Source organism: Tabrizicola sp. TH137 (assembly GCF_002855575.1).
Classification (GTDB): Bacteria; Pseudomonadota; Alphaproteobacteria; order Rhodobacterales; family Rhodobacteraceae; genus Paragemmobacter.
On record NZ_PKRQ01000004.1, the window covers coordinates 277,870 to 304,309 of the forward strand.

The window sequence follows — 26,440 nt, forward strand, 5'->3', positions numbered from 1 at the left end:
GTGAGGCCGAAGGCCGAGGGGGCGGAACGCCCCCCCTGAAAACGCCCCCTGACCCGGAGGCGAAGCGCGCCAGCGCGCAGCCGACAGGAAAGACCCGCGGCGGCACGCCGCACAATTCGATCACCGGGCGGCACGCCGCTCCGCCAGATCACCGCCCGCCGCCCATCCCGCCCCTGCCCGATTGCATTTCCCACCCCCCCGGCTTATCTCTGCCACCCATCCGCCGGACCCGCGCATAAAGGCCAAGCCCGCATGAACTGGATCTCCAACTACGTCCGCCCCAAGATCAACTCGCTCTTCTCCCGCCGGGAAGTGCCTGAAAATCTTTGGACGAAGTGCCCCGAATGCGGGACCATGCTCTTCCACCGCGAGCTTGCCGCCAATCTGAACGTCTGCACCTCCTGCGACCATCACATGGCGATCAGCCCGCGCGACCGCTTCACCGCCCTCTTCGACGGCGGCATCTTCACCGAGGTGAAGGTGCCGGAACCCGTCACCGATCCCCTGCATTTCCGCGACCAGAAGAAATATCCCGAACGCCTCAAGGCCGCACAGAAGGCCACGGGCGAGAAAGAGGCGATGCTCGTCGCCGAAGGCGAAATCGCCAAGACGCCCATCGTCGCCGTCGCACAGGATTTCTCCTTCATGGCGGGCTCCATGGGCATGTATGTGGGCAATGCCATCCTCGCCGCCGCCGAACGCGCGGTGAAGATGAAACGCCCCCTCGTCCTCTTCTCCGCCGCAGGCGGCGCACGCATGCAGGAAGGCATCCTCTCGCTGATGCAGATGCCCCGCACCACCGTCGCCGTGCAGATGCTGAAAGAGGCGCGGCTTCCCTATATCGTCGTCCTCACCCATCCCACCACGGGCGGTGTGACGGCCTCCTACGCCATGCTGGGCGATGTCCAGATCGCCGAACCCAACGCGCTCATCTGCTTCGCCGGTCCCCGCGTCATCGAACAGACGATCCGCGAGAAACTCCCCGAAGGCTTCCAGCGCGCCGAATACCTGCTCGATCACGGCATGCTCGACCGCGTCACCCACCGCAAGGACCTGCGCGAGGAACTGGTCACCATCCTCCGCATGCTCACGAACCAGCCCCCGGCGATCAAGGGCGAGTTGACTGCACAAGCCATCGAAGCCTGACGTGACCACCCTTCCCTCCGACGTCTTGCTCGACCGGATGATGACCCTTCACCCCAAGGTCATCGACCTGACGCTCGACCGCGTCCACCGCCTGCTTGGCCTCCTCGGCAACCCGGAACGGGCGATTCCCCCGGCCATCCACATTGCAGGCACCAACGGCAAGGGCAGCACGCAGGCCATGATCCGCGCCGGGCTGGAACAGGCGGGGAAAAAGGTCCACGCCTATACCTCCCCCCACCTTGCCCGCTTCCATGAACGCATCCGCCTCGCCGGGGCGCTGATCGAGGAACCCGCCCTCGCCGCCCTGCTCGATGAATGCGTGGCCAAGAACGGCCCGGACGAGATCACCTTCTTCGAAATCACCACCTGCGCCGCTTTCCTGGCCTTCGCCCGCACCCCGGCCGACTGGACGCTTCTCGAAGTCGGCCTCGGCGGCCGCCTCGACGCCACCAATGTCATCACGCCGTGCCTGTCGATCATCACCCCCGTCTCGATGGATCATGAATCCTTCCTCGGCGACACGCTGGCCAAGATCGCCTCCGAAAAGGCAGGCATCATCAAGCGCGGCATCCCCGTCATCCTAGGCCCCCAGACGGATGAGGGGCTTCAGGTCATGGAAGCCACCGCCGCCCGCCTCGGCGCCCCCATCCTCGCCCATGGCCAGCACTGGCAGGCATGGGAAGAACGCGGTCGCCTGATCTATCAGGATGAAAACGGCCTTCTCGACCTTCCCCTCCCCAATCTGCCCGGCCCGCATCAGATCCAGAACGCCGGTGCCGCGATCACCGCGCTGCGCATCCTCGGCCACGACGAGGCCGCCTGCGAGGCCGCCGTCACCCGCGCCGAATGGCCCGCAAGGATGCAGCGCCTGCGCCGCGGCCCCCTGATCGACCTCGCGCCCAAGGCCGAGCTTTGGCTCGACGGCGGCCATAACCCTGCCGGGGGCGAGGCCGTTGCCGCCACCCTCTCCCGCATGCCCGCCCGCGAAACCCATCTCGTCTGCGGGATGCTGAACACCAAGGACGTGACGGGCTACATGCGCCCCCTCGCCCCCCATGTCACGCGCCTCCACGCCGTCTCCATCCCCGGCGAGAAGAACACCCTCCCGGCCGAGGCCACCCGCGACGCCGCCCGCAGCGCTGGGATCGACGCCACCGCCGCCCCCTCCGTTGCCGAAGCCGTCGCCGCCATCGCAGCCACAAACCCCGAAGCCCGCATCCTCATCTGCGGCTCCCTTTACCTCGCAGGCGCGATCCTGCGGGAAAACGGCTGATAAAGTCGAAACGATAACCGAACTTCCGTGCGGTTATACCCCATACCGCGCCATGAACATCGCCACCGCTCCGTTCACCACCCGCGCCACGTCGCGCGGGGCGGTGGTCGCGCCGATGCCAAAGATGGCCCGGTCATGCAGATCGGCCTTGCACAGTTGCGCGAACTGATCCGCCGCAAGGTCCAGATCGTCGATCCGCAACTCGCCCCGCGCCGCGGCCTTGGCCAGAAACCGCACCAGCCGCGCCCGCACCAGTTCCGGCCCGCTTTCATAAAAGGCCGTCCCCAGCGCCGGAAACCGGTCGCTTTCCGCCACGCACATGCGGAACATCCGCTGCCCGAAATCCGACTGGGCAAAGGCCACGATCCGCTCGCCCGCCAGATGCAGCGCCTGCGCGACCGGCACATCCTCCCCGATCAGGGCCTCCGCCTCATCCGCCGCACGGCGGCATTCGGCCTTGGCCACTTCCATGAACAACAGCCGCTTGTCCGGGAAATAGCTGTAAAGCGTCGCCTTGCTCACCCCTGCCGCGCGGGCAATGTCATCGACCGAGGCCCCCTCGAACCCGTCGCGCAGAAAGATGTCGCGCGCGCCCGCCAGCACCTGATCGAACTTGCGCCCGCGCCGGATCGTCTGGCTTTCGTCGCCCATCCATCCACCCCTTGAAGACCGCGACCTTAGCGCGCGCCCTGCACAGCCGTCAAACCCGCCGCCGCCCCGTCACGTCCCCGCCGCCCTGTGCCGCGATCCGGGCCATGGCCGCCTCCAGCCCCTCGATCCGCACATCCATGCTGTGGCCATTGGCATGGATGATCCGCGCCGCATCCACCATCATCGCCACATGCCCCTTCCAGAAGACCAGATCGCCCCGCCTCAGGGCCGCGCCCGGCGCAACCTCGGCACCCATCGCAGCCTGCATGTCGCTATCCCCCGGACAGGCCCGCCCGCAGGCAAGGAAGGCCGCCTGCACCAGCCCGGAACAATCCACCCCCGCCGCACTGTTTCCACCCCACAGATAGGGCGCACCAAGGAAAAGCTCTGCCACCGCCACCGGATCGTGGAACCCGTCCCCGATCCGGCGCAGATGCATGGCCGGAACGAAACCGCCCGCCGCTTCGGCCCATTTCGCATCCCCCCCCGTCACCGCAAGCCGCGCCCCAAAGGGCAGGGCCGCCTTCTCGCGCGCCTGCACCCGCGGCTCGGGGTAAAGATGCGTCCCGCGCACGGCCACCCAATGGGTGGCAACCATCTCCGGTCCGACCTCCGCCTCCGCCAGCCAGCCGCAATAGCCATCCTTGCCCATCTGTACGAAGACATGGCCCGCCCGCCGCTCCACCACCACCAGCGGCTCACCCATCGCGACCTGCCGATCCCGCGCCCCCCCCGGCGCGGCGCAAAGATCGGCCAGCGGCACTGCCACCGCCCCCGCCTCGCCCGCGACAAAAGCATCGGCCGCCACGCGCCCGCGCAGCGCCTCCAGCGCCACGCGGCCCGAGAACGGGGTAAGCCGCCGATCCATCACAGCCCCAGCATCCCCGGCAACCCGCACAGCACCGCCCGCGCCCCCTGCCCGACCCCGCCCTTCGGCCGCGCCGGCGCCTCGGTCGGCGTATGGCCATAGATGTCGAAATGCACATAGCGCGGATGGTCGGCAAAGCGCCGCAGGAACAGCGCCGCCGTGATCGACCCGGCAAAGCCGAAGCCCGGCGCATTGTCCAGATCGGCAATCCCCGGCTCGATCACGCTTTCATAGGCATCGTGGAAGGGCAGCCGCCAGACCGGATCGCAGCCCTCCGCCGCCCCCGCCTCCAGCGCCGCCACCAGCCCGGCATCGTCGCAGTAATAGGGCGCAAGGTCAGGCCCCACCGCCACCCGCGCCGCGCCCGTCAGCGTCGCCATAGAGACCAGCAGGTCGCAAGGCTCCTCCACCGCCCAGGCCAGCGCATCGCCAAGGATCAGCCGCCCCTCGGCATCGGTGTCGTTCACCTCCACCGTCAAACCCTTGCGACTGGTCAGAATGTCCTTGGGCTTCAGCGCATTGCCCGCAACCACATTCTCCACCGCCGGCACGATCACCCGCAGCCGGACCGGCAACTGCAACTCCATGATCATCTGCGCCAGCCCCATCACCGTGGCCGCGCCCCCCATGTCCTTCTTCATCAGGCTCATGCCGTTCGACGGCTTCAGGTTCAGCCCCCCGGTATCAAAGCAGACCCCCTTGCCCACCAGCGTCAGCGCAGGCCCCGCCGCACCCCAGCGCATCTCCATGATCCGCGGCGCGCGCGGGCTCGCCCGTCCCACGGCATGGACCATGGGGAATCCCTGCTCCAGCAGGTCCTCCCCCCGCACCACCGACACTGCCGCCCCATGCCGCCCGGCCAGCGCGACAAACGCCGCCTCCAACTCCCCCGGCCCCATGTCCTGCGCGGGCGTATTGATCAGGTCGCGCGTCAGATACTCCCCCCGCGCCATCGCCATGATCCGCGCCGCCTCCACCCCCGCCGGGCAGACCAGCCGCGCCAGCCCCGCCTCCTTCGGCTTGCGATAGCTGCCAAAGCGATAGGCCGACAAAAGCCAGCCCAGCGCCACCTCCGCCCGCTCGACCCGCGTCAGATCCCCCTCGATCCGCCAATCGCCTGCGGGCAGACCCGCCACCGCCTTGACCAGGCCGAACCGCAGCCGCCGCCGGGCCGCGGCCGTGCCATAGCCCGCCACCGCCCCCACAACCGCGCCCTCCGGCCCCGGCAGCAGACGCAGCTCGCCCAGATCGCCCTTGAACCCTGTCGCCGTCAGCCAGGCCGCCGCCACCGCCCCCAGCCGCGCCGCCAGATCGGCCAGCCCGTCAGGCGTCACGATGTAGAGAGGCCGTGCCACCGCCCCAGGATCGGCAAAGGCGGGGGTCAGCAGCGGGTAATCAAGATCGGCCATGGTCAGGGTTCCTTCGGATCGCATGCCGCGACCCTACACCCCACCGCGCCCCCCGCAACCCCCGGCAGGCAGCCCGGGCCTCAGGGCCGCACCAGCGATTGCTCCGCCACCCGCATCAGACGGGCCCAGACCGCCGCAAAGGCCGTCGCATCCCCGCGCAACAGCACCGCCCGCGCATCCGCCGCAACCTGGGCCAGGCTCACCATGCCCACGCCCCCGGCCAGCGCCTCCATGCGCTTCAACCCGCGCGGCAACGATCCCAGCTCATGCCGGTCCACCTGCGCCGCCATCACCGTCACGGCAATGGCCAGTTCACCCACCGCCCGCGATACCAGCTTGGCCCCCGGGTCCGGCCCCAGACGGTCGAAGATCGCAAGGATCGCTGCCTCGTTCTCGTCCACCTGCTCGCGCAGATGCAACTGCACCACACTCTCGGACATGCCACCCCCTGGAACCTGTCACACCCGGGCAACAGCATGAATCGTGCCACTGAAGGAAAGGTTTTCGCTCTCGCAAATAAACACTCGAATTTTCCTATACTTCGCCCTAGGAAGGCAGCGAAGACCCCCGCACAGGGATGCCCCGATGCAGCAGGCCCGGCCCCTTCCCGCCTATCTGATCAGCCGCTTCCAGGGCTGGCGGGCGACCACCTATCAGGACAACAAGGCCTGGTATCGCCGCCTTGCCGAAAGCGGCCAGCATCCCCGCGCCATGGTCATCTCCTGCTGCGACTCGCGCGTGCATGTGACCTCCATCTTCGGCGCGGACGAAGGCGAATTCTTCATCCACCGCAATGTCGCCAATCTCGTCCCGCCCTATAACCCGGATGGCGAATACCACGGCACCTCGGCGGCGGTGGAATATGCCGTCACCTCGCTCGGCGTCGCCCATATCGTGGTCCTGGGCCATTCCAACTGCGGCGGGGTCAAGGGCTGCCATGACATGTGCTCGGGCCACGCCCCCGCACTGGAAGAGAAATCCTCCTTCGTCGGCCGCTGGATGGATATCCTCCGCCCCGGCTACGAACGGGTCCGCGCCACCGCCCCTGCCGATCCCCTGCGCGCCCTGGAAAAGGAAGCCGTCCTCGTCAGCCTCGAAAACCTGATGACCTTCCCCTTCGTCCGAACCGCGGTCGAGGATGACCGCCTCACCCTCCACGGCCTCTGGACGGATACGGGCGAAGGCGGGCTGGAACAGTTCGACCCCGCCCGCGGCGGTTTCGTCCCCGTCTGACGGGTGGCGCAGATCGACAGAACCCGCCCCTGCCGCTTCATCTTGGCCCAAATACTCATCTTCCACCGCCACCCTGCGCAAAGGGCAGGCCGCTCGCGCCGGAAACAAGGCCGGCGACGCCGCCCATGACGCAACACCTTCACAGCGCCGTGAACGGCGCTATCTTCGCCGCCAGCCAACAGGGGAACCCGTCATGCAAGATATCCTGACGCTGGCAGGTGCAAACCTGCTGACGCCCATGATCCTGTGCTTCGCGCTGGGCCTCGCCGCCGCGCTGGCACGGTCGGAACTCTCGGTCCCCGAGGCCGCCGCCAAGGCGCTGTCGATCTACCTTCTCTTCGCCATCGGCTTCAAGGGCGGGGTCTCGGTCGCCGATCACGGTCTGGACGGCAGCCTGATCGCCGCCCTCGTCGCCGGGGTGATCCTCTCCTTCGCCCTGCCCTTCGCGGCCTTCGCGCTCCTGAAAGCCCTCACCCGCCTTTCCGTCACCGATGCCGCCGCCGTCGCCGCCCATTACGGCTCCATCTCCATCGTGACCTTCGTCACCGCCACCTCCGTCCTGCAATCGCAAGGCATCGCCGCCGAAGGCTACATGGTCGCCGTCGCCGCCGCGATGGAGGCCCCGGCCATCATTTCCGCCCTCTTCATCGTCTCCCGCGCCGGCGGCCGCGCCGAAGGCATGGATGCAGAGCTCTGGCGCGAAATCCTCCTCAACGGCTCCATCGTCCTTCTCGTCGGCTCCTTCGCCATCGGCCTCATCACCGGGGCCGAAGGGATGGCCCGGATCGAAAGCTTCATCGTCTCGCCCTTCCAGGGGGTGCTCTGCCTCTTCCTCCTCGACATGGGCCTTGTCGCGGGGCGCGGCCTCCGCGGCGCGCGCGGCGTCCTCACCGCAGGCACGCTGGCCTTCGGCATCCTGATGCCCATCCTCGGCGCGGCGGCAGGCCTTGCCGCGGCCCTCGCCCTGGGCCTTTCCCCCGGCGGCACCGCGCTCATGATGACGCTCGCCGCCTCCGCCTCCTATATCGCCGTCCCCGCCGCCATGCGCGTGGCCCTGCCCGAGGCGAACCCCTCGATCTACCTCACCCTCTCGCTGGGGATCACCTTCCCCTTCAACCTCACCCTCGGCATCCCGGCCTATGTCGCCGTGGCCACCGCCCTCACCGGAGGCTGACATGCAAACCCATCAGGCAAAGCGCGTCGAAATCATCATCGAGGCCCCGATGGAAAACCGCCTGACCGATGCCCTCACCCGCGCGGGCGTCACCGGCTTCACCGTCCTGCCCGTCCTCGGCGGCTCCGGTCGCTCCGGCCGCTGGACGCGCGAAGGCCAGGTCGGCCGCGCGGGCATGGTGGCGGTCATCTGCCTCATCCGCCCCGAACGGCTCGACACCCTGCTCGAGGCCGCCTTCACCGTGGTCGAACGCCATATCGGCGTGGTCAGCGTCACCGACACCCAGGTCCTCCGCGCCGAACGCTTCTGAAATAAACCCGCCGCAAGAGGCCTGCCCCTTCATCTTGGCGAAAAATACTCTCAGGGGGTGAATGGCCGCGCGGGAACCGCGCGGACAGAGGGGGCGGAACGCCCCCTGAACGCGGAGGCGAAGCGCGGCACGCGCGCAGCCGACAGGAAAGCCGCGCGGCGGCACGCCGCTCCGCCAGATCACCGATGGATGGAAGACAATCGCTCCAGCGCCGCGCCGACCCGCGCCCCGTCCCGCCGCAGCGACAGCCCGGCATAATCCCCTGCCACCGCCAGCGCCTCCACCCCGGCGATCAGCACCGCATTCACCGCTGCCGCATCCGCCCCCTCGGGCGCAGCCAGCCCCGTCTCGGCCTTGGCGCGCTGGAACCACTCGCGCAGAACCGCCGCCCGCGCCGCCCGAAACGGCGCCGCCGCCGCCTCCGGTGCCGCCAGCGCCACCCGCGCCGCCTCACGCGCCAGCGCGTCCTCCGCCAGATGCGCCGCCAGCGCCCGCAGCAGCCGCGCCACCAGCGCGGCATAATCCGCCACAGGGTCCCGCAGCACCCCCTGCAAAGCGACAGCCATCGCCCGTCCCGATTCCGCCCCCATGGCCGCCAGCAGCCCCTCCTCGCCCTCGAAATAGCGATAGATCAGCTTCTTGTCGCAGCCTGCCGCGCGCGCCACGGCATTGACGCCGAATCCCGGCAAACCGGCCTGCGCCAGCACGCCAAATCCGGCTGCAACGATCCTTGCCTCCGTCTCCTGCCGGTCCTTGCTCATCTTGTGTCCCCTATCGGTGACATTTTCCTTGCGCGACTCGCCCAAGGCCCTTATGTCACCATTCAGTGACATCATGGAGACCCCGATGACCCAGGTCAACCCCACCCGCGCCCTTGGCGCCGGGCTGATCGCGCTCGCGCTCGCCTTCAACCTGCCCTATGCCCGCCTCGCCGCCACCTTCGACTATCCCGGCATCCTGCGCCAACCGCCCGAGACGATCCTTGCCGCGCTGGCCGCAGGCGGCCCCCCCCTCATCGCCACATGGTATGCCTTCGCCGCCTGTGCCCTGATCTTCGCCCCCCTCGCCATGGCGCAGGCGCTGGGTCAGGGCCGGGCGCAGCATGCGCCCGCCCTGGCCAGCGCCGCCGCCATCGCCGGGGCCTTTGCAGGTGTGCTTCAGGCGATGGGCCTCTTGCGCTGGGTACTCGTCCTGCCGCAGCTTGCCACCCTGCCCGATGCCACCGCCAGCTTCACCGCGCTCCATGCCTTCGGCGGCGCAGTGATCGGCGAACATCTGGGCCAGCTCGCCACCGCCTGCCATGTGGGCCTCATGGCCGCAATCCACCGCCGCGAAGGCCGCCGCGCCCTCGCCTGGACCGGCACCGCCACCGCCGCCCTCATCACGACGGGCAGTTTCGAAACCCCTGCCCTCGCCCTCGGCCTGCCAGGTGACCCATTCGCCCTGACGGCCATCGGCGGTTACCTGGCCCTGACACTCTGGCTGATCCTTGCCGGACTCTCCCTCCTGAGGCGCTAACCCCGCCCCCGCAACGCAGAACGCCCGGCGCTCACAGGCGACCGGGCGTCGGTGTCGAACCAGATCGGTGGCGCTCACGCCGCCATCTGCACCTTCGATGCACGCATGGCCTTCCGCGACCGGATCAACATGGCCTGCGCCGCGAAATCGTCGCGGAACAGGGCCTGCAATTCGGCCCGGGCCAAAGTGCGCGGCGCAGTGATCCCGTCCTCATCGGCGGACGTCTTCAGGATCGTTTCGACAAGAACCTTGAACATGTGACAACCCCCAGGCTGGTCTTTGTTTGATGCTCCCAAGAAAGGCCATCGCCCGCGCCGTCTCAATCCAACTTTGGCCTCATTCCCCGCCACGGGCGGATGCGGCCAATACCTTGGCAGGGGGGGCGACCCCTCCCTTCGGCAAGGGGGCCGTCCATCCCGCAAACCGCCCCGACCGGTACCATCCCTGCCGTCCCCCGCCCCCGATCCGCCTCCCGGCCCGGCGCCATCGCCCGATTCGGCCCCGCAACCACCGCCAACATGCCACCGGAACGGAAAAGCCCCGCCGGGGGTGGGGCTCTCCAGTCCGTCAGGGCGGGCAGGCTCAGCCTTTCTTCAGGCAGCGGTTCCCCAGAACTTCGGCGATCTGCACCGCGTTCAGCGCCGCCCCCTTGCGCAGGTTGTCGGACACGCACCACAAGTTCAGCCCGTTCTCTATGGTGCTGTCCTGCCGGATGCGGCTGACATAGGTCGCATATTCGCCCACACATTCGATGGGCGTGATGTAGCCACCCGCCTCGCGCTTATCCACCACCAGCACGCCGGGGGCCTCGCGCAGGATGTCGGTCGCCTCTTCCCAGTCGAGGAACTCCTCGAACTCGATGTTGATCGCTTCCGAATGGCCCACGAAGACCGGCACCCGCACGCAGGTCGCCGTCACCTTGATCTTCGGATCGAGGATCTTCTTCGTCTCGGCCACCATCTTCCATTCTTCCTTGGTCTCGCCCGAGTCCAGGAAGACGTCGATATGCGGAATGACGTTGAAGGCGATCTGCTTCGGATAGACTTTCGGCGCCACTTCCTGCCCCGGCACGAAGATGCCCTTGGTCTGGTTCCACAGTTCGTCCATTGCCTCCTTGCCGGTGCCCGACACGGATTGATAGGTGGCCACGACCACCCGCTTGATCCGCGCCCGGTCATGCAGCGGCTTCAGCGCCACCACCATCTGCGCGGTGGAACAGTTCGGGTTCGCGATGATGTTCTTGTTCTTGTAGCGGACCACGTCATCCGCATTCACTTCCGGCACGATCAGCGGAATGTCGGGGTCATAGCGATAGAGCGACGAATTGTCGATCACCACGCAGCCCTGCGACGCCGCCTTGGGCGCATAGACCTTCGTCGCGTCCGACCCGATGGCAAACAGCGCGATATCCCAGCCCGTGAAATCGAACGTGTCGAGGTCCTGGGTCTTCAAAGTTCGGTCGCCGAAGCTGACTTCCGTGCCCAGCGATTTGCGCGACGCCAGCGCCGCGATCTCATCGACCGGAAACTCGCGTTCCGCGAGGATGTTCAGCATTTCCTTGCCAACGTTGCCCGTGGCACCGACGACTACGACCTTGTAGCCCATCATGGATCTCCTTTTCCCGTCCCCCTGACACAGGGACGGGGCCGCATACCCCAAGCGGCGCAGGGGGAAAAGCGGATTCCGCCGCGCGACGCCAATCCGTCAATCGGTGCGGTCGCGCGAGAACAGATAGATCCCCATCCCCACCGTCAGCGTGACGGCGAAGAAGGCAAAGATGCCCTGATAGGGCAGCACCGCCGCCCCCCCTTCCAGCGCGCCATGAATGCGCCCCGTCGCCACCTGCGCCAATCCCACCGCCCCGATCCCGAACAGGTTCAACAGCGTCACCCCCCGCCCCATCAGATGCGGCGGAAAGAACGCCCGCCCATGCGCCACCACCATCGGGAAGGACGCGCCAAAGAACCCGATCCCGGCAAACAGCGCCAGCGTCACCCAGCCCCCCGCCCCCGGCCAAAGGATCAACCCGGCAAGGCAGGCCAGCACCCCGAGGTTCCCCCCGAAGATCAGCCATTTCCGCGTTCCCAGCACCCGGTCCAGCGGCCCATAGGCAAAGTTCCCCAGAACCATCGCCCCGCCCATCACCAGCGTCGCCACCCCGATCGCCGCCGCATCCGCCCCGAAGACATCCGCATAGTAAGGCCCCACCCACAGCCCCCGCAGCCCCGCAGCCGGCGCATAGCAGACCACCATCATCGCCATCACCGGCCACAGCGCCCGCATCCGCAACAGGTCCAGCGTCGATCCCTGCCCCGCCCCCTCCGCCCGCGGCGGATCGCGCACCACGAGGGCCAGCGCCACCGCCACCAGCAGCGTGCCCCCCGCCACGCCCCACAGCGTCTCCCGCCAGCCAAAGGCCTCCACCGCCGCCGCCAGGGGCAGGCTCGACGCGATATTGCCCACCGACCCGATCCCGATCATCAGCCCTGCCAGCGTGCCAAAGACCGCCGCCGGATAGATCCGCGCAAAGATGTAATAGGACGACACCAGAACCGGCGCGCAGCCCGCCCCGATCAGGGCCATGGCAATGGTCACCGCCCCCGGCCCCTGCGCCATGGCAAAGACCGCCGCCCCCGCCGCCGCGATCCCCAGCCCGACCGATGCCGTCACCCGCGGCCCCACCCGATCCAACGCTGACCCGATCGGCAATTGCGCCAGCGCAAAGACCAGAAACAGCAGCCCCGAAGCCGCCGCCAGATCCTCCGCCCCCGCCCCGATCTCCGCCTCCAGCACCGGCGCCAGCACCGCCAGAAAGGCCCGGTAGAACTGGCTCAGCACATAAGCGGCCACCAGCGCCGCAATCCCCGCAATCATTCTGAGAGTTCCTCCATCCCGGCCCGCACCCTGCCAATCCCGCCGCGCGACCGCAACCCCAGACCCTTGCCAGCCGCCCCCGCCCAAGGGCATCCTTCCCCCATCGTCAGGAGTTGCCCCATGTTCCGTGCCCCCACCGCCACCGCCCTCGCCATCTCCCTCTCCCTCCTCCTCGCCTCACCCGTCCCCGCCAATGACGGCTTCGGCGGCCTCTCCGCCACCGGCCTCCACTTCGCCCAGACCGATGCCATCGCGATGGAGACGGAAGACCTCTTCATCTCCCCCGACCGAATCCGCGTCACCTATACCTTCCGCAACCTCACCGATGCCGATGTGACGGGCGAGGTGATCTTCCCCCTCCCCCCCATCTCGCTTCAGGCGCTGATGACCTCGGATTTCAACATCCACGACGGCGACCGCGACAACCTCGTGAACTTCACCGCCACCGTCGATGGCCAACCCGTCCCCGTCACCATCGACCGCATCGCCGTGATCGAACCGCCCTGGGATGACACCCGCCCCCTCTCCGCCCAATACGACACGCCCGGAACCGACGTCACCGCCGCCCTCCGCGCCGCCAACATCCCCCTCACCATCGACATCAAAAGCCTGACCGACGCCCTCTTCGCCAAGACCCCCGCCGAACGCACAGCCCTCACCGCCGCAGGCCTTGCCGAATTCTACGACGGCGATCCCGCACAGGGCATGCCCGCCGAAGTCTGGCCCCTCTGGTCCATCGTCCTGCGCCACCACTGGACGCAGACCTTCCCGGCAGGCCAGACCCTGACCATCGCCCATGAATATGAAAACCGCCCGCCCGGCGGCCTCTTCTACTGGCAGCACCCGGCCGAGGAAGGCTGGGCCAGCGACTACGCCACCCGCTACTGCATCGACGAATCCACCTCACGCGGCCTCGCCAAACGCCTCGCCCCCAGCGATGGCATGGGCATCGCCTATAACATCGCCTATGTCCTCAGAACCGCGAATTCCTGGGCAGGCCCCATCGGCGACTTCCGCCTCACGCTCGACAAGGGGGCGCCGGAGAACATCCTCTCCCTCTGCGCCGACGGGGTGGAAAAGACCGGGCCGACGACCTTCGAAATCCGCAAACAGGACTTCACCCCCGACCGCGACCTCGAAATCCTGATCGTCACCCCGCCACCGGGTTAGGCGGCGGCGGCAACCGGCCCCCGCGTCTCGCGCACCGGCAGATGGACGATGGCCGAAAACGCCCCCACCCCCACGCCGATCCACCAGACCAGCGTATAGCCCCCGGTGATGTCATACATCATCCCCCCCAGCCACACGCCAAGGAACCCGCCGATCTGGTGGCTCAGGAACACCACGCCATAAAGCGTGCCCATGTAGCGCAGCCCGTAAAGATGCGCGACGAGGCCACTGGTCAGCGGCACGGTCGCCAGCCACAGCGCCCCCATCACGGCGGAAAAGATCAGCACGCTCTCCGGCGTGATCGGCAGCAGGATGAACACCGCCGCCGCAACCGTCCGCCCCGTATAGATTCCCGCCAGCAGATACTTCTTCGTGTAGCGCTTGCCTAACCACCCGGCGAGGATGGTGCCTGCGATGTTGAACAGCCCGATGGTCGCAATCGACACCGCACCCAGCGCGGATGTCGTCGTGATCCCCATCCCCGCGATCATCCCGCCGGGGTCAATCGGCCCGCACAGCTCCGTCACGAAGGCCGGGAAATGCGCCGTGATGAAGGCAAGCTGATAGCCGCAGGAAAAGAACCCAAGGAAGATCAGCGTATAGGACGGGTCCTTGAAGGCGCGCTTCAGCACCACCCCCATGCTCTCTTCCAGCTCCGCCTTCGTCGCCACCTTGGGCGACCGGATGAAAGGCAGCGCAAACAGCGATGACAGGATCACCACCGCAAAGATCAGGAACACGTCCTGCCAGCTATAGGATTGCAGCAGGAACTCCGCCACCGGCGCGCCGATCACCTGCCCCGCCGATCCCGCCGCCGTGGCAATGCCCAGCGCCATCGACCGGTTCTCGGCACTGGCCGCCCGCCCCACGATGGCCAGCACCACGCCGAACCCCGTCCCGGCGATCCCGAACCCCACGAGGATCTCCAGCACCTGCATCTGCCCCGGCGTGATCGCCCAGGCCGAAAGCACCAGCCCCGCCGCATACATCAAGGCCCCCGCCACGATGGCCTTGCGGTCCCCGAACCGCTCCGCCACCGCGCCGAACAGCGGCTGCCCGATCCCCCAGGCCAGGTTCTGGATGGCGATGGCCAGCGAAAACTCCGCCCGCGCCCAGCCGAACTCCTCGGCAATCGGGATCTGGAACACCCCGAAACTCGCCCGGATGGCAAAACCCAGCATCAGGATGAAACAGCCCGCGATCAGGACCGGGGTCATCAGGGGCGCGCTGCGCGTCATGCGGGATACCTCGCTCTTGCCCCCACCTTCTCCGCCCGTGACGACCCAAGGTCAAATGCGGAATTGTGATGCAGACAATCCGCCCAGCCTTCCCCGCCCCCACCCCTTCATCTTGGCGGGAAATACTCCACGGGGGTCCGGGGGTGTGAAACCCCCGGTCCCGCATCCGGCCACCCGCGCCACGCCGGAATACGGCCCCTGCCGGATCACCCCTTTCCCGAACCTCACCAAGGCGCCCGCAGCGTGGCCACAATTTGCGGCACAGTTTACGGCACAGGTTACGGCCTCCCCGCCACAGCCCCCTTTCCCCTCCCGCGTTCCAGCGGCGCTTAATTCTTCCGCAACCCACCACCCGCAGCGTGGCCACAGTTTGCGGCACAGAATGCGGCACACCCTGCGGCACAGCCGTTTTCGCCCTTCCCCCTGTCCAAAGCCCCCCCAAGCCGCTATCGCTGAAGGCAGGAAGTCATCCACAGGGGGGCGCATGTCGGGGCAGGATTGGTGGAAAGGGGCCGTCACCTATCAGGTCTATCCCCGCAGCTTTCAGGACAGCAATGGCGACGGGATCGGCGATATCCCCGGCATCACCGCCCGCCTTCCCCATATCGCAGACCTCGGCGTCGATGCCATCTGGCTCTCGCCCATCTTCACCTCGCCCATGCGCGACATGGGCTATGACGTCAGCGATTACACCGATATCGACCCCACTTTCGGCACCCTTCAGGACTTCGATGCGCTCATCCAGCGGGCCCATGACCTCGGCCTGAAAATCATTATCGACCAAGTGCTTAGCCATTGCTCGGACCAGCACCCCTTCTTCACCGAAAGCCGCGCCAGCCGCGACAACCCGCGCGCAGACTGGTTCGTCTGGGCCGACCCGAAAAAGGACGGCACGCCCCCCACCAACTGGCTCTCCGTCTTCGGCGGCAGCGCCTGGACATGGGATGCACGGCGCAAGCAGTACTATCTTCACAACTTCCTGTCAGAACAGCCCGACTTCAACTTCCACAACCCGGCGGTGCAGGACTGGCACCTCGCCAACATGCGCTTCTGGCTCGACCGCGGCGTGGACGGCTTCCGCTTCGACACCGCCAACTATTTCTTCCACGACCCGCAACTGCGCGACAATCCTGCCGACTTCCGCGAAAAATCACGCCCCGACGGCAATCCCTACGAGATGCAGTATCACCTGTTCGACAAGAACCGCCCCGAAACGACAGGCTGGATGGAACGCATCCGCAGCCTTCTCGACAGCTATGACGCACGCGCCTCGGTCGGAGAAGTGGGCGACAGCCACCACGCCATCCGCCTGATGGGCGAATACACCGGCCCCAAACGCCTGCACCAGTGCTATAGTTTCGAGATGATGGGGCCCGACTACGCCCCCGCCGCCTTCCGCCGCAAGATCGAGGATTTCTTCGCCGGCGCCCCGCACGGCTGGCCGATGTGGGCCTTCTCCAACCACGACGTGCCGCGCCACGTCACCCGCTGGGCGCGCCACGGCACCTCGCAGGATGCCTTGGCGAAACAGGCGGCCGCCCTCATCCTCTCCTTCGAAGGCTCCGTCTGCCTCTGGCAGGGCGAAGAACTCGGCCAGACCGACACCGACCTTGCCTTCCACGAACTCACCGATCCCCAAGGGATCGCCTTCTGGCCCGAACCCGTGGGGCGCGACAACACCCGCACCCCGATGGTCTGGGATGACGGCGCGCAAGGGGGCTTCACCACCGGCACCCCGTGGCTGCCCGTGAAACCCCCGCAACGCGCCCGCAACGCGGCCGCGCAGGCGCAAGACACTGATTCCGTTATGAATTTTTATAGGTTAATGCTTCGTTACCGCCGCGCCTCGGCAGAGCTGCGCCGAGGCCGCACCCGCTTCCTCGACCTGCCCGATCCAGTTCTGGCCTTCACGCGGGGCGATGGCCTGGCCTGCCTCTTCAACCTGTCACCCGCCGAAACCATCATAAAGATCAGGGGCTTGGCAGAGCTTACTGGCCCCTCGCTCGCCGCCCGCCTCGACGGCGAAACCCTCACCCTCGGCCCCAATGGCGTGGCCTTCGCATCGACGAAAGGCCCGGTGGAGGCGCTCTAAAGCGCCTCCCAATGCACCCCGGCGGGCGGAATCACCACCCCGCCCCATTCCACCGGAACCGGGTTGTAGTTGAACCAGAAGCGGTGCGTGTCGGTATCCCGCCGCCGCAGCCCCTCGGGCAGGACCTCTACCGAAATCCCCTGCCTCTCGCACAGCGCCGTCAGCATCCGGTCCAGCACCGCATCCTCCGGCCAACCGCCCAGATAATGCAGGCCACCGCTGCGGATCAGCGCAGGCCAGCCATCCGCCGCCCGCTCCACCACCTCGGCCCCGGTCTCGATTTTCTCGCGCCAATGCAACAGGTTACCGCCACCCTCCAGCGGCACCGGCACATCCGGCGGCAGGCTTTCCACCCGCGCCACCACGGCATCCAGCCCCGGCAGATTGGGCGGAAGCGGGACAGGCGTCGCAAACTCCACCGTCTTGGCATTGCTGCGCGGCCCGATCAGCGCCGCCCCCTTGAAGGCTTTCAACGCCCCGAGGAAAGCATCCGAAAGCGTCGCCACCCCCGGTGCAAGAACCAGCCTGTAGCCCGACAGGTCCGCCACATCCGGCGGCACGATATCCACGTTCAACCCAAGCCGGCGCAGACCCCGGTAGAAGGCAAAGACCAGCCGGAAATAGTCGAAATCCCGCCCCTGCGGCTGCGTCTGCCACGCCCAGGCGCTGGCATAGTCGAACACCAGCGCCACATCCGCCCGCGCCGTCCCCACATCGGGCATCGCGGCCAGTTCCTGCGCCACTTTCCCCGCCTCTTCAAAGGCTTGCGCAGGCGCAGAGTCGGGCCTCAACAACCCCGCATGCATCTGCTCCTGCGCAAACGGCGCCTGCCGCCAGCGGAAATAGCACACGGCTTCCGCCCCATGAGCAAAGGCCTCCCAGGCCCAAAGCCGCGCCATGCCGGGCAGCGGATCGGCATTCCACGGGGCCCAGTTCACCGGCCCCGGCTGCTGCTCCATAATCCACCACCGCCCGCGCCCGACGGCCCGGTAAAGGTCGTGGTGGAAGGCCTGAAAATCCGGGTCCCCCTGCCGCACGAAGCGCCGCTTGTGCTCGGCGCTCACCTCCAGCCGATCCGACAGGAAGCCCAGCGGATAGGCATCCCAAGACGCGATATCAAGGTCTGCCCCCACCGCGAAATGGTCGAACTCCGTGATCCTTCCCATATAGTTATGGGCAATCGGCGCGGCCGAGAATTTGCGGATGATCTGCGTCTGCACCCGGTTGAACTCCGCCACCTCGTCACTGGCGAACCGCCGGAACGCCATGGTATGCGACGGGTTCGCCTCGGTCACCGTCAGGTTGGGAAGCCCCACCTCGTCAAAGCTGGAATACTCCATCGACCAGAAGACATTACCCCAGGCCCGGTTCAACGCCTGCGGGCTCTGATACCGCTGCGCCAGCCATTCGCGGAAGGCAGTCTTTGCCGCCTCGGAATAGCTCAGCACCGTATCGTGGCAGCCATATTCATTATCCGTCTGCCACGCCGCCACATGCGGGTTCCGCCCATAGCGCTGCGCCAGTTCCGTCACGATCCGCGCGCATTCGGTCCGATAGCCGCGATGCGAAAAACAGTAATGCCGCCGCGATCCGAACCCCCGCGGCCGCCCTTGCGCATCCACCGCCAGCATGTCGGGGTGGCGGTCCAGCATCCAGCGCGGCGGCGTCGCCGTGGGCGTCCCCAGCACCACCTTCAGCCCCGCCCCGCCCAGCACGGCAATCGCCCGATCCAGCCAGTCCCAATCAAATCGCCCCGGCTCGGGTTCCATCCGGCTCCAGGCGAATTCGCCGATGCGAACCCATGTCAGACCCAGCGCCGCCATGCGCGCGGCATCTTCGGCCCATTTCTCTTCCGGCCAGTGTTCGGGATAGTAGCAGACGCCAAGCGTGCGTTTCACAAGATCACCTGTGGTTCGGGCAGTCCGGGGCCAAGCCCCTGAACTGCAAAAGTCTTCCCGGCTTCGGGATCGGCGGCCAGCGCCGCCGCATCCATGCCCTCGCGGGCCGAGGTGCAGAAGAGCGTCGCCAACCCCTCCCCCCCGAAAGCCGGGCAGGATGTCTGCGAAGCCCCCATCGGTACAGCCTTGAGGAACCGCCCATCAGGGCCATAGCAAGCCACCCGCCCCGCCCCCCATTGCGCATTCCACAGGTTGCCTTCCGCATCCACCACAGCGCCGTCGGGCAGAATGCCCTCTGCGCTCAGGTCGATGAAAGTCTCCGGCGCACCCATAGGCCAGCCGTCCGCGTCCAGCGCCACCTTCTGGATCCGGTGGGTCAGCGTGTCCGAAAAATGCGCGAACCGGCCATCAGGGCTGAAGCAGATCGAATTCGGAATGGTCAGCCCGGTGAAAATCCGGCGCATCTCGCCCCGATACCACCGCCAGATCGACCCGCGCCCGGGGTCATCCCCGCCCCGCTTGCCCATCGTCCCGATCCAGAACCCGCCCTGCCGATCCGCCCGCCCGTCATTGGATCGCGTGCCGGGATCATCTGCCTCAAGCTCTGCAACCGTCTCGATTTCCTCGGTTTCCAGATCGAACAGGAACAGATCCCGCTCTCCCGCAATCAGCAGCACGTCGCGGCTGACCCATCCGGCGGCCGAAACCAGTTCGACGAATGACCAGGACCGCGCCTCGCCGTCCTCAACCGAGTGCAGCTTTTTCCCAAGGATATCAAACCAGAAGAACTGCCGCCGCAGCGGATGCCAGAAGGCCCCCTCGCCCAATTCGCAGACGCGACTGTCAAAGATCATGCCAGCGCCTCGTCATAGGCCGCCACGATCCGCGCCGCCCTCGCGGCAACCTCGGCCACCGATAGCCCCGGCGTATAAAGCGCCGTGCCGATCCCGAAACCGTTCACCCCGGCCTTGATCCACTGGCCAAAGTTTTCCGCCCCAGCCCCTCCCACCGCATAGACCTGACACGCCTTCGGCAAGACCGCACGGATCGCCTTCACCCCGTCCGGCCCGATCAGGCTGGCGGGAAAAATCTTCAACCCGTCCGCCCCGGCCTTCAGCGCGGCAAAGCATTCCGTCGGCGTCATCACGCCCGGCCAGCTTTGCATGCCCCGCGCCTTGGTCGCGGAGATCACCTCCGCGTCGCAATTGGGCGACACGATCAGCCGCCCGCCGGCATCGGCCACTTCCGCCACATCCGCCACGGTCAGCACCGTGCCGGCCCCGATCACCGCATGTTCGCCCAGCGCCCTGACCATCGCCGCGATGGAGGTCATCGGATGCGGGCTGTTCAGCGGTACCTCGATCCATGTGATCCCGGCCTTCACCAACTGTTCAGCCATCGGCACGGCCTCCTCCGGGGTGATCCCCCGCAGGATCGCGATGATCTTCCGCTCCGTCATGCGTTCACCCTCGCCCGTGTCACGCCCAACCCGGCAAGGACGGCATCGCCCCCCTTCACCAACCGCGCCTCGACACCCAGCCCTTTCAGCGCCCTCGCGTAAGAGGCCGAAATCCCTTCCGATCCGACAATCACCACCGCCTGACCCAGCCAATAGGGCCGGGCCGCCGCCAGTTCCATCCCGATCAGAAGCCCCGACAGCCGCGCCCGCGCCGATGTCGGGGCAAGCCCGGCGATCAACCCCTCCGCCCGGATGCCGAAGAGCTTCGCCCCGATCCGTTCCGGTCGCGCCAGCGCATCCGATACCCCGGCATCAAAGGCTGCATCATCCCAGCCCTCGCCCTGCATCCCGTGCCGCAGGACCGAGGCCTGCGACAGCAGGGCAAACATTTCGCCTGTCATGAAGGTCTGGAAGCTGACCACTTCCCCAGCACTCAGATGCGCCCATTTGGAATGGGTGCCGGGCAGGCAGACCACCCCGTCAAAGCCAGGCAGCAAAGCCAGCGCCCCGGCGATCTGCGTCTCTTCCCCGCGCATCACATCGGCCGGACTGCCCTGCTTCAATCCCGGCACCAGCCGCACCCGGATCCGCGTGTCCCGTGTCGGCACGGTGACAAGGCTGCCCGAATCCAGAGGCGTGCAGGGAACGGCCCGATAGGGCGCCTCGTGCCAGCCTTGGCGGCTGCCCACCATCCCGCAGGCGATCACCTCGGTCACGCGACCCTCGGGCAGCCAAGGCCCGATCAGGCGCAGCAGCGCCGGTTCGAACCCATCCCGATCCAGCCGCCCCATGCCGTCTTCCGACGATGCCTGCGCCACCACACCTTCGCGCGCCATGGCGAAGGCGCGCAGGTTGGTCGTGCCCCAGTCGACCGCGATCCATTCCACCGTCATCGTTTCGCCTTCCCTCAGGACCGCCCGTCAGAGCCGCTCGCCTTCAATCACCCAGATCGTTGCCGGCCATGCCACAGGCAGCAACACGCCCCGCTGCATCAGCGCTTGGCCTGACAGCGTCAACCCCCCGGATTTGAACGCATTCGGTCCGCGCGACTGCGGCGGTGCATCTTCCGGGTTCACCAGACGCAGCCGATAGGTCGCCCCCGCGTCCAGCCCCGTCAGGCGCAAAGGGCGCGGCAGGATCTGCACGCTCGTTGCCTCCTGCCCGGCAAACATGACAAATCGCCCGCCATCGGCCGCGATTTGCACCTCGGCGACCACAGCCGGATCGTCGCTGTCCAGCCGGTGGATCGTGCCCGCCATCATCCAGTCGCGATTGGCCTTCCACCAGCCTGTGACAGATTTCAGCGTCGCCGCCTCATCCTCGGTCAGTGACCGCAGGTCCATCTCAAAGCCGAAATGCCGCTGCGCCGCCACCCAGGCGCGGAAGGACATGGGCAGAACCCGCCCCGCCGTATGGCTCCGCCGCGCCCCGACATGGCTGCCTGTCACCGCCGCGGGCAGGAACAGCGCCGCATCCTGCTGCATCCGCAGCCGCTCGATGCCGTCGATGCTGTCGGACAGCCACACCCGCTGGGTATGGGCCAGAATGCCCGCATCTATGCGGCCACCGCCGCTGGCGCAGCTTTCGATCTCCACCCCGGGATGGGCCTTCCGCAGAGCCGCAAGCAATTCATAAATCCCGCGCGTCTGCGCGGCATCAACGACCGGCAGCAGGCGGTTGTGATCCCATTTGATGTAGTCGATGGGACATTCGCCCAGGATTTCGGATACCGCATTGAACAGATATTCGCGCACCTCGGGCTTCGCCAGGTCCAGCACCATCTGGTTGCGCCCTGCCACCTGATCCGCGGACCCCAGCCTCCAGTCCGGATGGGCGCGCATCAGATCACTGTCGGGGTTCACCATCTCGGGCTCGAACCAGAGGCCGAATGTCATGCCCAGCTTGTGGACATGCGCGATCAACGGATGCAGACCATCGGGCCATTTCCGCCGGTCCACTGTCCAGTCGCCAAGGCTCGTTGTGTCATCGTCCCGCCGTCCGAACCAGCCGTCGTCCAGAACAAAGCGCTCCGCCCCCATGTCCGCCGCACGGTCGGCGATGGCGGCAAGGTCGGCGAGGTTGTGGTTGAAATAGATCGCTTCCCAGCAGTTGTAATGTACCGGGCGCGGACGCGTCGGGTCGGGCCATGTCACCACCCGGTCGCGGATATCGCGCTGGAAGGTCGCGCCGATCCCGTTCAACCCCGCACCCGACCACAGCGCCAGAAGCTCTGCCGTCTGGAAATGCAGGCCGGGCTGCGTTTCTGCCCCCCAGGCATGGCCAAACTGGACCTGACGTCGCCCGTCGGGCAGTTCCTCCGCCACCATGCGATGCCCACCCGACCAGCCGTAGTGAAGAGCCCAGGCCGCGCCGCGGGCATTGGTCGCGCCTTGCCCGGCAAAGATGACATAGGGCGGGTGTTCATGACCCGACCGCCCCGTCCGCGCCTCGCGCAGGCGGATGCCCGGCGTCCAGGCCACGCGATTCAGGTGAAACTCCCGTGTCCATTTCCCGTGGATATCAAGGATATCCCCTTCCTGCGGCGCAGGAAGAACCGGCGCAGCCAGCCAATGCAAGCGCACGGGATGCTTGGCATCCAGCAGGGTCTTCAGACCGATCACTCCGGTCGGATAGGCGCGAAGGTCATGCGTCAGTCGCAGCCCCTCCGCCACGCTCACCAGACGCAGATGGCCAGGCTCCGCCTCGACCCGCTCAAAGGTGAAGGCGGGCAGCATCGGCGTTCCATCTGCCGCCGCCAGCACCAATCCCGGCTGCCCCTGGAAGGCACGCCCCGCCTCAGGACAGAGCGACAGCGCCGGCAAAGCATCCAGCATGCCCCCTGTCAGATCATGCCGCGCGGCGGCGGCCAGTTGTGCCAAGTCCTCATCTTCGGGCAGTCGCGCGCCCCACCAGATCACTTCCGGGATACCCCCCGAGGTCGTCAGGGCGATGGTCTGCGCCTGATCCCCGGTTCCGGCATCCAGCCTGAATTCCGTCACTTCACCGCCCCCAGTGTCAGACCCGCGATGAAATGCTTCTGCATCAGGAAGAACATCAGGACAGGCGGCAAGGCCGCAAGGATCGACCCCGCGCTGACAAGATGCCACTGCGCGATCCACTGACCGTTCAGGGACGACAGACCCGCCGTGATCGGTTGGCTATCCACGCCCTGCGTCAGGACGGTCGCCCAGAAGAAATCGTTCCAGATGAAGGTGAAGACCAGCACGCTCAGCGCCGCGATGGCGGGGCGCATCAGCGGCAGGACGATGAACCAGAAGATGCGCCACTCGGCCACACCTTCGACGCGCGCCGCCTCAATCAATTCGTAAGGAAGTGCCTTGATAAAGTTACGCATGAACAACGTGCAAAAGCCGGTCTGAAAGGCGATGTGGAACAGCGCCAACCCATACCAGGTGTCATACATCCCAAGGTTCAGCGTCATGTCGCGCACCGGAACCATCAGGATCTGGAACGGCACGAAGTTGCCGGCCACGAACATGAAGAAGACAAGGATATTGCCCCGGAACCCATAGACCGCCAGCGCGAAACCCGTCATCAGCGACAGGCCAACAGCCCCGATCACGGTGGGGATCGTCACCCAGAGCGAGTTCACCATGTATTGCCCGATGGGCGTCTCGGTGAAGATGAAGATGTAGTTTTCCCAGGCGATGCCCGATGGCATGCCGAAATAGTTGCCCTGCGCCAGATCGGATGCCGGGCGCAACGAGGTGAGCGCCACGCCGAGCAGGGGAAAAAGCCAGATCAGAAGCGCGACAGGCAAAGCGATGGAGTAAAGCCACTGCACCGCAGGGCTGGACTGCTGAATGGGACGAGGAAACATCTCAGCGCTCCTTCTCGTCGCGCCACATCTTCCAGATGAAGCCCGAAATGAAGATCATCATGATCGCGAAGAGGACGACGGCGATGGCGGCGCCATAGCCCATGCGGAACCCGAACTCGCCCAGCGCCATCTCGAACATGTAATAGGACAGCACGCGCGACGAACCAAAAGGCCCACCGGTCGTCATGATCGACACAAGGTCGAAACTGCGCAGCGCCCCGATAACCGTGACGATCACCGCGATGAAGGTGGCCGGGCGCAGTTGCGGCAGCACGACATACCACAGCATCCGCCAACCCTTGGCACCGTCCAGCCGCGCGGCCTCGATCTGATCGGGGGCGACATTGTTCAGACCGGTAAGGTACAGGATCATGACATAGGCGATCTGGGGCCAAAGGCCTGCCGCGATGATCCCGAAGGTAACCAGGTCGGGGTCGGCAAGAATGGCGGTGCCGTCGCCCGTGACCCATTCGGTCAGCAGGTAGAACAACCCGAAATTCGGCGCATAGAACCAAGCAAAGATCAGGCCGACCACGACTTGAGAAATCACGAAGGGAAAGAAGAACAGCGACTTGTACAGGCGGATACCCGTGACAGTCTGGTTCAGGAAGATGGCGATGAGCAGCCCCGCAGGCAGCGCAAGAAGATAGAGCGCCAGCCAGTAGAAGTTGTTCCACAGGCTCGTCTCGAAGGCTGGGTCCCGGATCAGTTCGGCATAGTTCCCCATGCCGACAAAGGTTCCGGTGAATTCACCATCCTGATTGTACAGCCCGTTCCAGTCGTAGAACGACAGCGTGATGCTCTGCACGATGGGCCAGAGCACATAGACCGTGAACATGAAAAGCCCGGGCGCCATGAACAGCCAGGGGGCAAGGGCCCTTTGGTTCCAACGCCGTGCAGGCCGGTGACCTGCGTCAGCAGAATTCATATCCGTCGCTTGTGCCATCTGCCTTCCCCCCCGGAACAGAAAGCGGGCGCCCCGGGTAAACGGGGCGCCCGCGTTGTCAGATCACTGCGGGTAGAGGCGCAGGCGCGTCTGTTCCAGCCGCTCCAGGATCGCTTCAAGCTGATCGGGCTGCACGAGGAACTGCTGGAAGCCTTCCATGCCGGCCTTCGCATATTCGGCATCCGCGTCGCGGTCCCAGAACTGTGCAATGCCGCCCGTCGCAGTGGACAGGGCCTGGAAGCCTGCCGACAGGAACGGATCGGCCGGATCAACCGTCGCGTTCTTGTTGGTGGGCAACTGACCCACAGCCGCATTCCACTTGGACTGCGCTTCGGCACTTGCCATGTAGGCAAGGAACGTCTTGGCATCCTCGGGATTCTGCGCCCCGCTGGTCAGGTGGACCGTGTCGGTCGGCGCTTCTTCGGCGCGGGCGATGCCGGGGGTGATTTCCGGGAACACCATGAAGCCGAGGTTGTCATTCGTCATCCCGCCTTCCTTGAAGACGCCGACGGCGAAGTTGCCCATCACGTAATGGGCCGCCTTGTCCTGCACGAAGATCGCAGCAGCATCCTGCCAGTCGATCGCGGCATGATTTTCGGTCACGAAAGGCTGCAGTTTTGCGAATTCCGCAAAGACGGCGCGGGCTTCCGGCGAGGTCCAGGAAATCTTGCCGGCGGCCAGATCGCTGTGGAACTGATAGCCGTTGGTGCGCAGGCTGAGATAGTCGAAGATACCCGCGACCGGCCACAGCGCGCTGGAACCAGTGGTCACGCAGTCAATCTCGGCCGCCTTGAACTTTTCGCAATTCGCCAGGAACTGCTCCCAGGTCACGCCACCTTCGCCCGGAAGCTCCACACCTGCGGCGGCATAGGCGTCACGGTTGTAGTAGATGCCCCACTGGTAATAGGTGTAGGGAATGCCCCACTGCTTTCCATCAATGGTCATCGAAGGCAGCGAAGAGGCGAGCGCATCGGTCAGGCCTTCGGAAGCCCAGAGATCCGAGATGTCGGCAAAGAGACCGGCCTCGACGAAGGGACGCATGCGGTTCGCGGCATACCAGTTGGCCAGATCCGGGGGATCGGCGGTCAGGAAGTTGCGGATCGCGTTCTTGTAGGCCTCGTGATCGAAGTTGGTCAGTTGGATGTCGATCTCGGGGTTTGCGGCTTCGAAATCTGCGATCAAGGCTTCGGCTGCCGCCAACGGGATCGGATCGTAATCCGCATTCCATGTGACAACGCGCTTGTCCTGCGCGATGGCCGATGTCGACAGCATCAACGCCGCCACCAGGGCCAAGGCGCCCGCTTTTCTATGGACCATGGTTTCCTCCCGTTTGGTTCCAT

The 26,440-nt window shown here is 66.4% G+C and carries 25 protein-coding genes; 8 read left to right on the forward strand and 17 right to left on the reverse strand.

Annotated features, from left to right (window positions below; translation table 11 throughout):
• Positions 1-252 precede the first annotated feature (252 nt).
• Positions 253-1,146 (forward strand): acetyl-CoA carboxylase, carboxyltransferase subunit beta, encoded by an 894-nt coding sequence (gene accD / locus C0V75_RS14100; RefSeq protein WP_101921586.1) that lies wholly within the window; start codon positions 253-255, stop codon positions 1,144-1,146.
• Between the two features lie 37 nt (positions 1,147-1,183).
• Positions 1,184-2,419, forward strand: coding sequence for a folylpolyglutamate synthase/dihydrofolate synthase family protein (locus C0V75_RS14105; protein ID WP_101921782.1), 1,236 nt, complete (start codon positions 1,184-1,186; stop codon positions 2,417-2,419).
• A gap of 33 nt (positions 2,420-2,452) precedes the next feature.
• Here the strand turns inward: C0V75_RS14105 and C0V75_RS14110 are convergent, their stop codons facing one another.
• The 4 genes from C0V75_RS14110 to C0V75_RS14125 form a co-directional block, all read right to left on the reverse strand.
• Positions 2,453-3,070 carry a TetR/AcrR family transcriptional regulator gene (locus C0V75_RS14110; RefSeq protein WP_101921587.1) on the reverse strand — a complete coding sequence of 206 codons (618 nt, stop codon included), beginning with the start codon at positions 3,068-3,070 and terminating at the stop codon, positions 2,453-2,455.
• A 49-nt stretch (positions 3,071-3,119) separates the two neighbouring features.
• Entirely contained in the window at positions 3,120-3,938 is an 819-nt protein-coding gene (locus tag C0V75_RS14115; RefSeq protein ID WP_101921588.1) for a C40 family peptidase, read from the reverse strand.
• Positions 3,938-5,323, reverse strand: a complete 1,386-nt coding sequence (locus C0V75_RS14120) for a M17 family metallopeptidase (protein ID WP_101921783.1) — start codon at positions 5,321-5,323, stop codon at positions 3,938-3,940. Before C0V75_RS14120 ends, C0V75_RS14115 begins: the two co-directional genes overlap by 1 nt.
• Before the next feature lie 104 nt (positions 5,324-5,427).
• Positions 5,428-5,787, reverse strand: a complete 360-nt coding sequence (locus C0V75_RS14125; RefSeq protein WP_101921589.1) for a hypothetical protein — start codon at positions 5,785-5,787, stop codon at positions 5,428-5,430.
• A 145-nt stretch (positions 5,788-5,932) separates the two neighbouring features.
• Here C0V75_RS14125 and C0V75_RS14130 point away from each other — a divergent pair, with 145 nt between their 5' ends.
• The 3 genes from C0V75_RS14130 (at position 5,933) to C0V75_RS14140 (ending at position 8,064) form a co-directional block, all read left to right on the forward strand.
• Positions 5,933-6,580: a carbonic anhydrase gene (locus tag C0V75_RS14130; RefSeq protein ID WP_101921590.1), complete on the forward strand. Its 648-nt coding sequence runs from the start codon at positions 5,933-5,935 to the stop codon at positions 6,578-6,580.
• Positions 6,581-6,773: 193 nt separating this feature from the next.
• Positions 6,774-7,754 (forward strand): sodium-dependent bicarbonate transport family permease, encoded by a 981-nt coding sequence (locus tag C0V75_RS14135; protein ID WP_101921591.1) that lies wholly within the window; start codon positions 6,774-6,776, stop codon positions 7,752-7,754.
• Between the two features lies 1 nt (position 7,755).
• On the forward strand, positions 7,756-8,064 hold the full coding sequence (locus C0V75_RS14140; RefSeq protein WP_101921592.1) for a DUF3240 family protein: 309 nt from the start codon (positions 7,756-7,758) through the stop codon (positions 8,062-8,064).
• 179 nt (positions 8,065-8,243) lie between these two features.
• Here C0V75_RS14140 and C0V75_RS14145 read toward each other — a convergent pair whose 3' ends face one another.
• Entirely contained in the window at positions 8,244-8,825 is a 582-nt protein-coding gene (locus C0V75_RS14145; RefSeq protein WP_158241850.1) for a TetR/AcrR family transcriptional regulator, read from the reverse strand.
• Between the two features lie 85 nt (positions 8,826-8,910).
• Here C0V75_RS14145 and C0V75_RS14150 point away from each other — a divergent pair, with 85 nt between their 5' ends.
• Entirely contained in the window at positions 8,911-9,582 is a 672-nt protein-coding gene (locus C0V75_RS14150) for a DUF4386 family protein (protein WP_158241851.1), read from the forward strand.
• A 74-nt stretch (positions 9,583-9,656) separates the two neighbouring features.
• Here C0V75_RS14150 and C0V75_RS14155 read toward each other — a convergent pair whose 3' ends face one another.
• From C0V75_RS14155 to C0V75_RS14165, 3 genes are all read right to left on the reverse strand, one after another.
• Positions 9,657-9,839 (reverse strand): hypothetical protein, encoded by a 183-nt coding sequence (locus C0V75_RS14155; RefSeq protein WP_101921594.1) that lies wholly within the window; start codon positions 9,837-9,839, stop codon positions 9,657-9,659.
• A 325-nt stretch (positions 9,840-10,164) separates the two neighbouring features.
• A complete protein-coding gene (locus C0V75_RS14160; RefSeq protein ID WP_101921595.1) occupies positions 10,165-11,187 on the reverse strand; it encodes an aspartate-semialdehyde dehydrogenase in 1,023 nt (340 codons plus the stop codon).
• Between the two features lie 99 nt (positions 11,188-11,286).
• Positions 11,287-12,456 carry an MFS transporter gene (locus tag C0V75_RS14165; RefSeq protein WP_101921596.1) on the reverse strand — a complete coding sequence of 390 codons (1,170 nt, stop codon included), beginning with the start codon at positions 12,454-12,456 and terminating at the stop codon, positions 11,287-11,289.
• Positions 12,457-12,576: 120 nt separating this feature from the next.
• Between C0V75_RS14165 and C0V75_RS14170 the strand changes: the two genes are divergently transcribed.
• A complete protein-coding gene (locus C0V75_RS14170; RefSeq protein ID WP_101921597.1) occupies positions 12,577-13,626 on the forward strand; it encodes a DUF4424 family protein in 1,050 nt (349 codons plus the stop codon).
• On the opposite strand, the gene C0V75_RS14175 is transcribed toward C0V75_RS14170, so the two are convergent.
• Complete coding sequence (locus tag C0V75_RS14175; protein WP_101921598.1) at positions 13,623-14,864, reverse strand: MFS transporter; 1,242 nt, start codon at positions 14,862-14,864, stop codon at positions 13,623-13,625. The two genes, C0V75_RS14170 and C0V75_RS14175, sit on opposite strands and share 4 nt — an antisense overlap.
• Before the next feature lie 484 nt (positions 14,865-15,348).
• Here C0V75_RS14175 and C0V75_RS14180 point away from each other — a divergent pair, with 484 nt between their 5' ends.
• Positions 15,349-16,956, forward strand: coding sequence for an alpha-amylase family glycosyl hydrolase (locus C0V75_RS14180; protein ID WP_101921599.1), 1,608 nt, complete (start codon positions 15,349-15,351; stop codon positions 16,954-16,956).
• On the opposite strand, the gene C0V75_RS14185 is transcribed toward C0V75_RS14180, so the two are convergent.
• The 8 genes from C0V75_RS14185 to C0V75_RS14220 form a co-directional block, all read right to left on the reverse strand.
• A complete protein-coding gene (locus C0V75_RS14185) occupies positions 16,953-18,854 on the reverse strand; it encodes a beta-galactosidase (RefSeq protein ID WP_101921600.1) in 1,902 nt (633 codons plus the stop codon). The genes C0V75_RS14180 and C0V75_RS14185 overlap by 4 nt on opposite strands.
• Entirely contained in the window at positions 18,851-19,708 is an 858-nt protein-coding gene (locus C0V75_RS14190) for an SMP-30/gluconolactonase/LRE family protein (protein ID WP_101921601.1), read from the reverse strand. Before C0V75_RS14190 ends, C0V75_RS14185 begins: the two co-directional genes overlap by 4 nt.
• The gene (locus C0V75_RS14195) at positions 19,705-20,313 is read right to left on the reverse strand and encodes a 2-dehydro-3-deoxy-6-phosphogalactonate aldolase (RefSeq protein ID WP_101921602.1); all 609 of its coding nucleotides are present in this window, start codon (positions 20,311-20,313) and stop codon (positions 19,705-19,707) included. Before C0V75_RS14195 ends, C0V75_RS14190 begins: the two co-directional genes overlap by 4 nt.
• Positions 20,310-21,206: a 2-dehydro-3-deoxygalactonokinase gene (locus tag C0V75_RS14200; protein ID WP_101921603.1), complete on the reverse strand. Its 897-nt coding sequence runs from the start codon at positions 21,204-21,206 to the stop codon at positions 20,310-20,312. The genes C0V75_RS14195 and C0V75_RS14200 overlap by 4 nt, the downstream gene beginning before the upstream one ends.
• A 27-nt stretch (positions 21,207-21,233) precedes the next feature.
• Positions 21,234-23,312 (reverse strand): alpha-galactosidase, encoded by a 2,079-nt coding sequence (locus C0V75_RS14205; RefSeq protein ID WP_101921604.1) that lies wholly within the window; start codon positions 23,310-23,312, stop codon positions 21,234-21,236.
• Positions 23,309-24,154, reverse strand: coding sequence for a carbohydrate ABC transporter permease (locus C0V75_RS14210; RefSeq protein WP_101921605.1), 846 nt, complete (start codon positions 24,152-24,154; stop codon positions 23,309-23,311). Before C0V75_RS14210 ends, C0V75_RS14205 begins: the two co-directional genes overlap by 4 nt.
• A gap of 1 nt (position 24,155) precedes the next feature.
• Positions 24,156-25,082 (reverse strand): carbohydrate ABC transporter permease, encoded by a 927-nt coding sequence (locus C0V75_RS14215; protein WP_216821461.1) that lies wholly within the window; start codon positions 25,080-25,082, stop codon positions 24,156-24,158.
• A gap of 81 nt (positions 25,083-25,163) precedes the next feature.
• Positions 25,164-26,417: an ABC transporter substrate-binding protein gene (locus C0V75_RS14220; RefSeq protein WP_101921606.1), complete on the reverse strand. Its 1,254-nt coding sequence runs from the start codon at positions 26,415-26,417 to the stop codon at positions 25,164-25,166.
• Between the last annotated feature and the right edge of the window lie 23 nt (positions 26,418-26,440).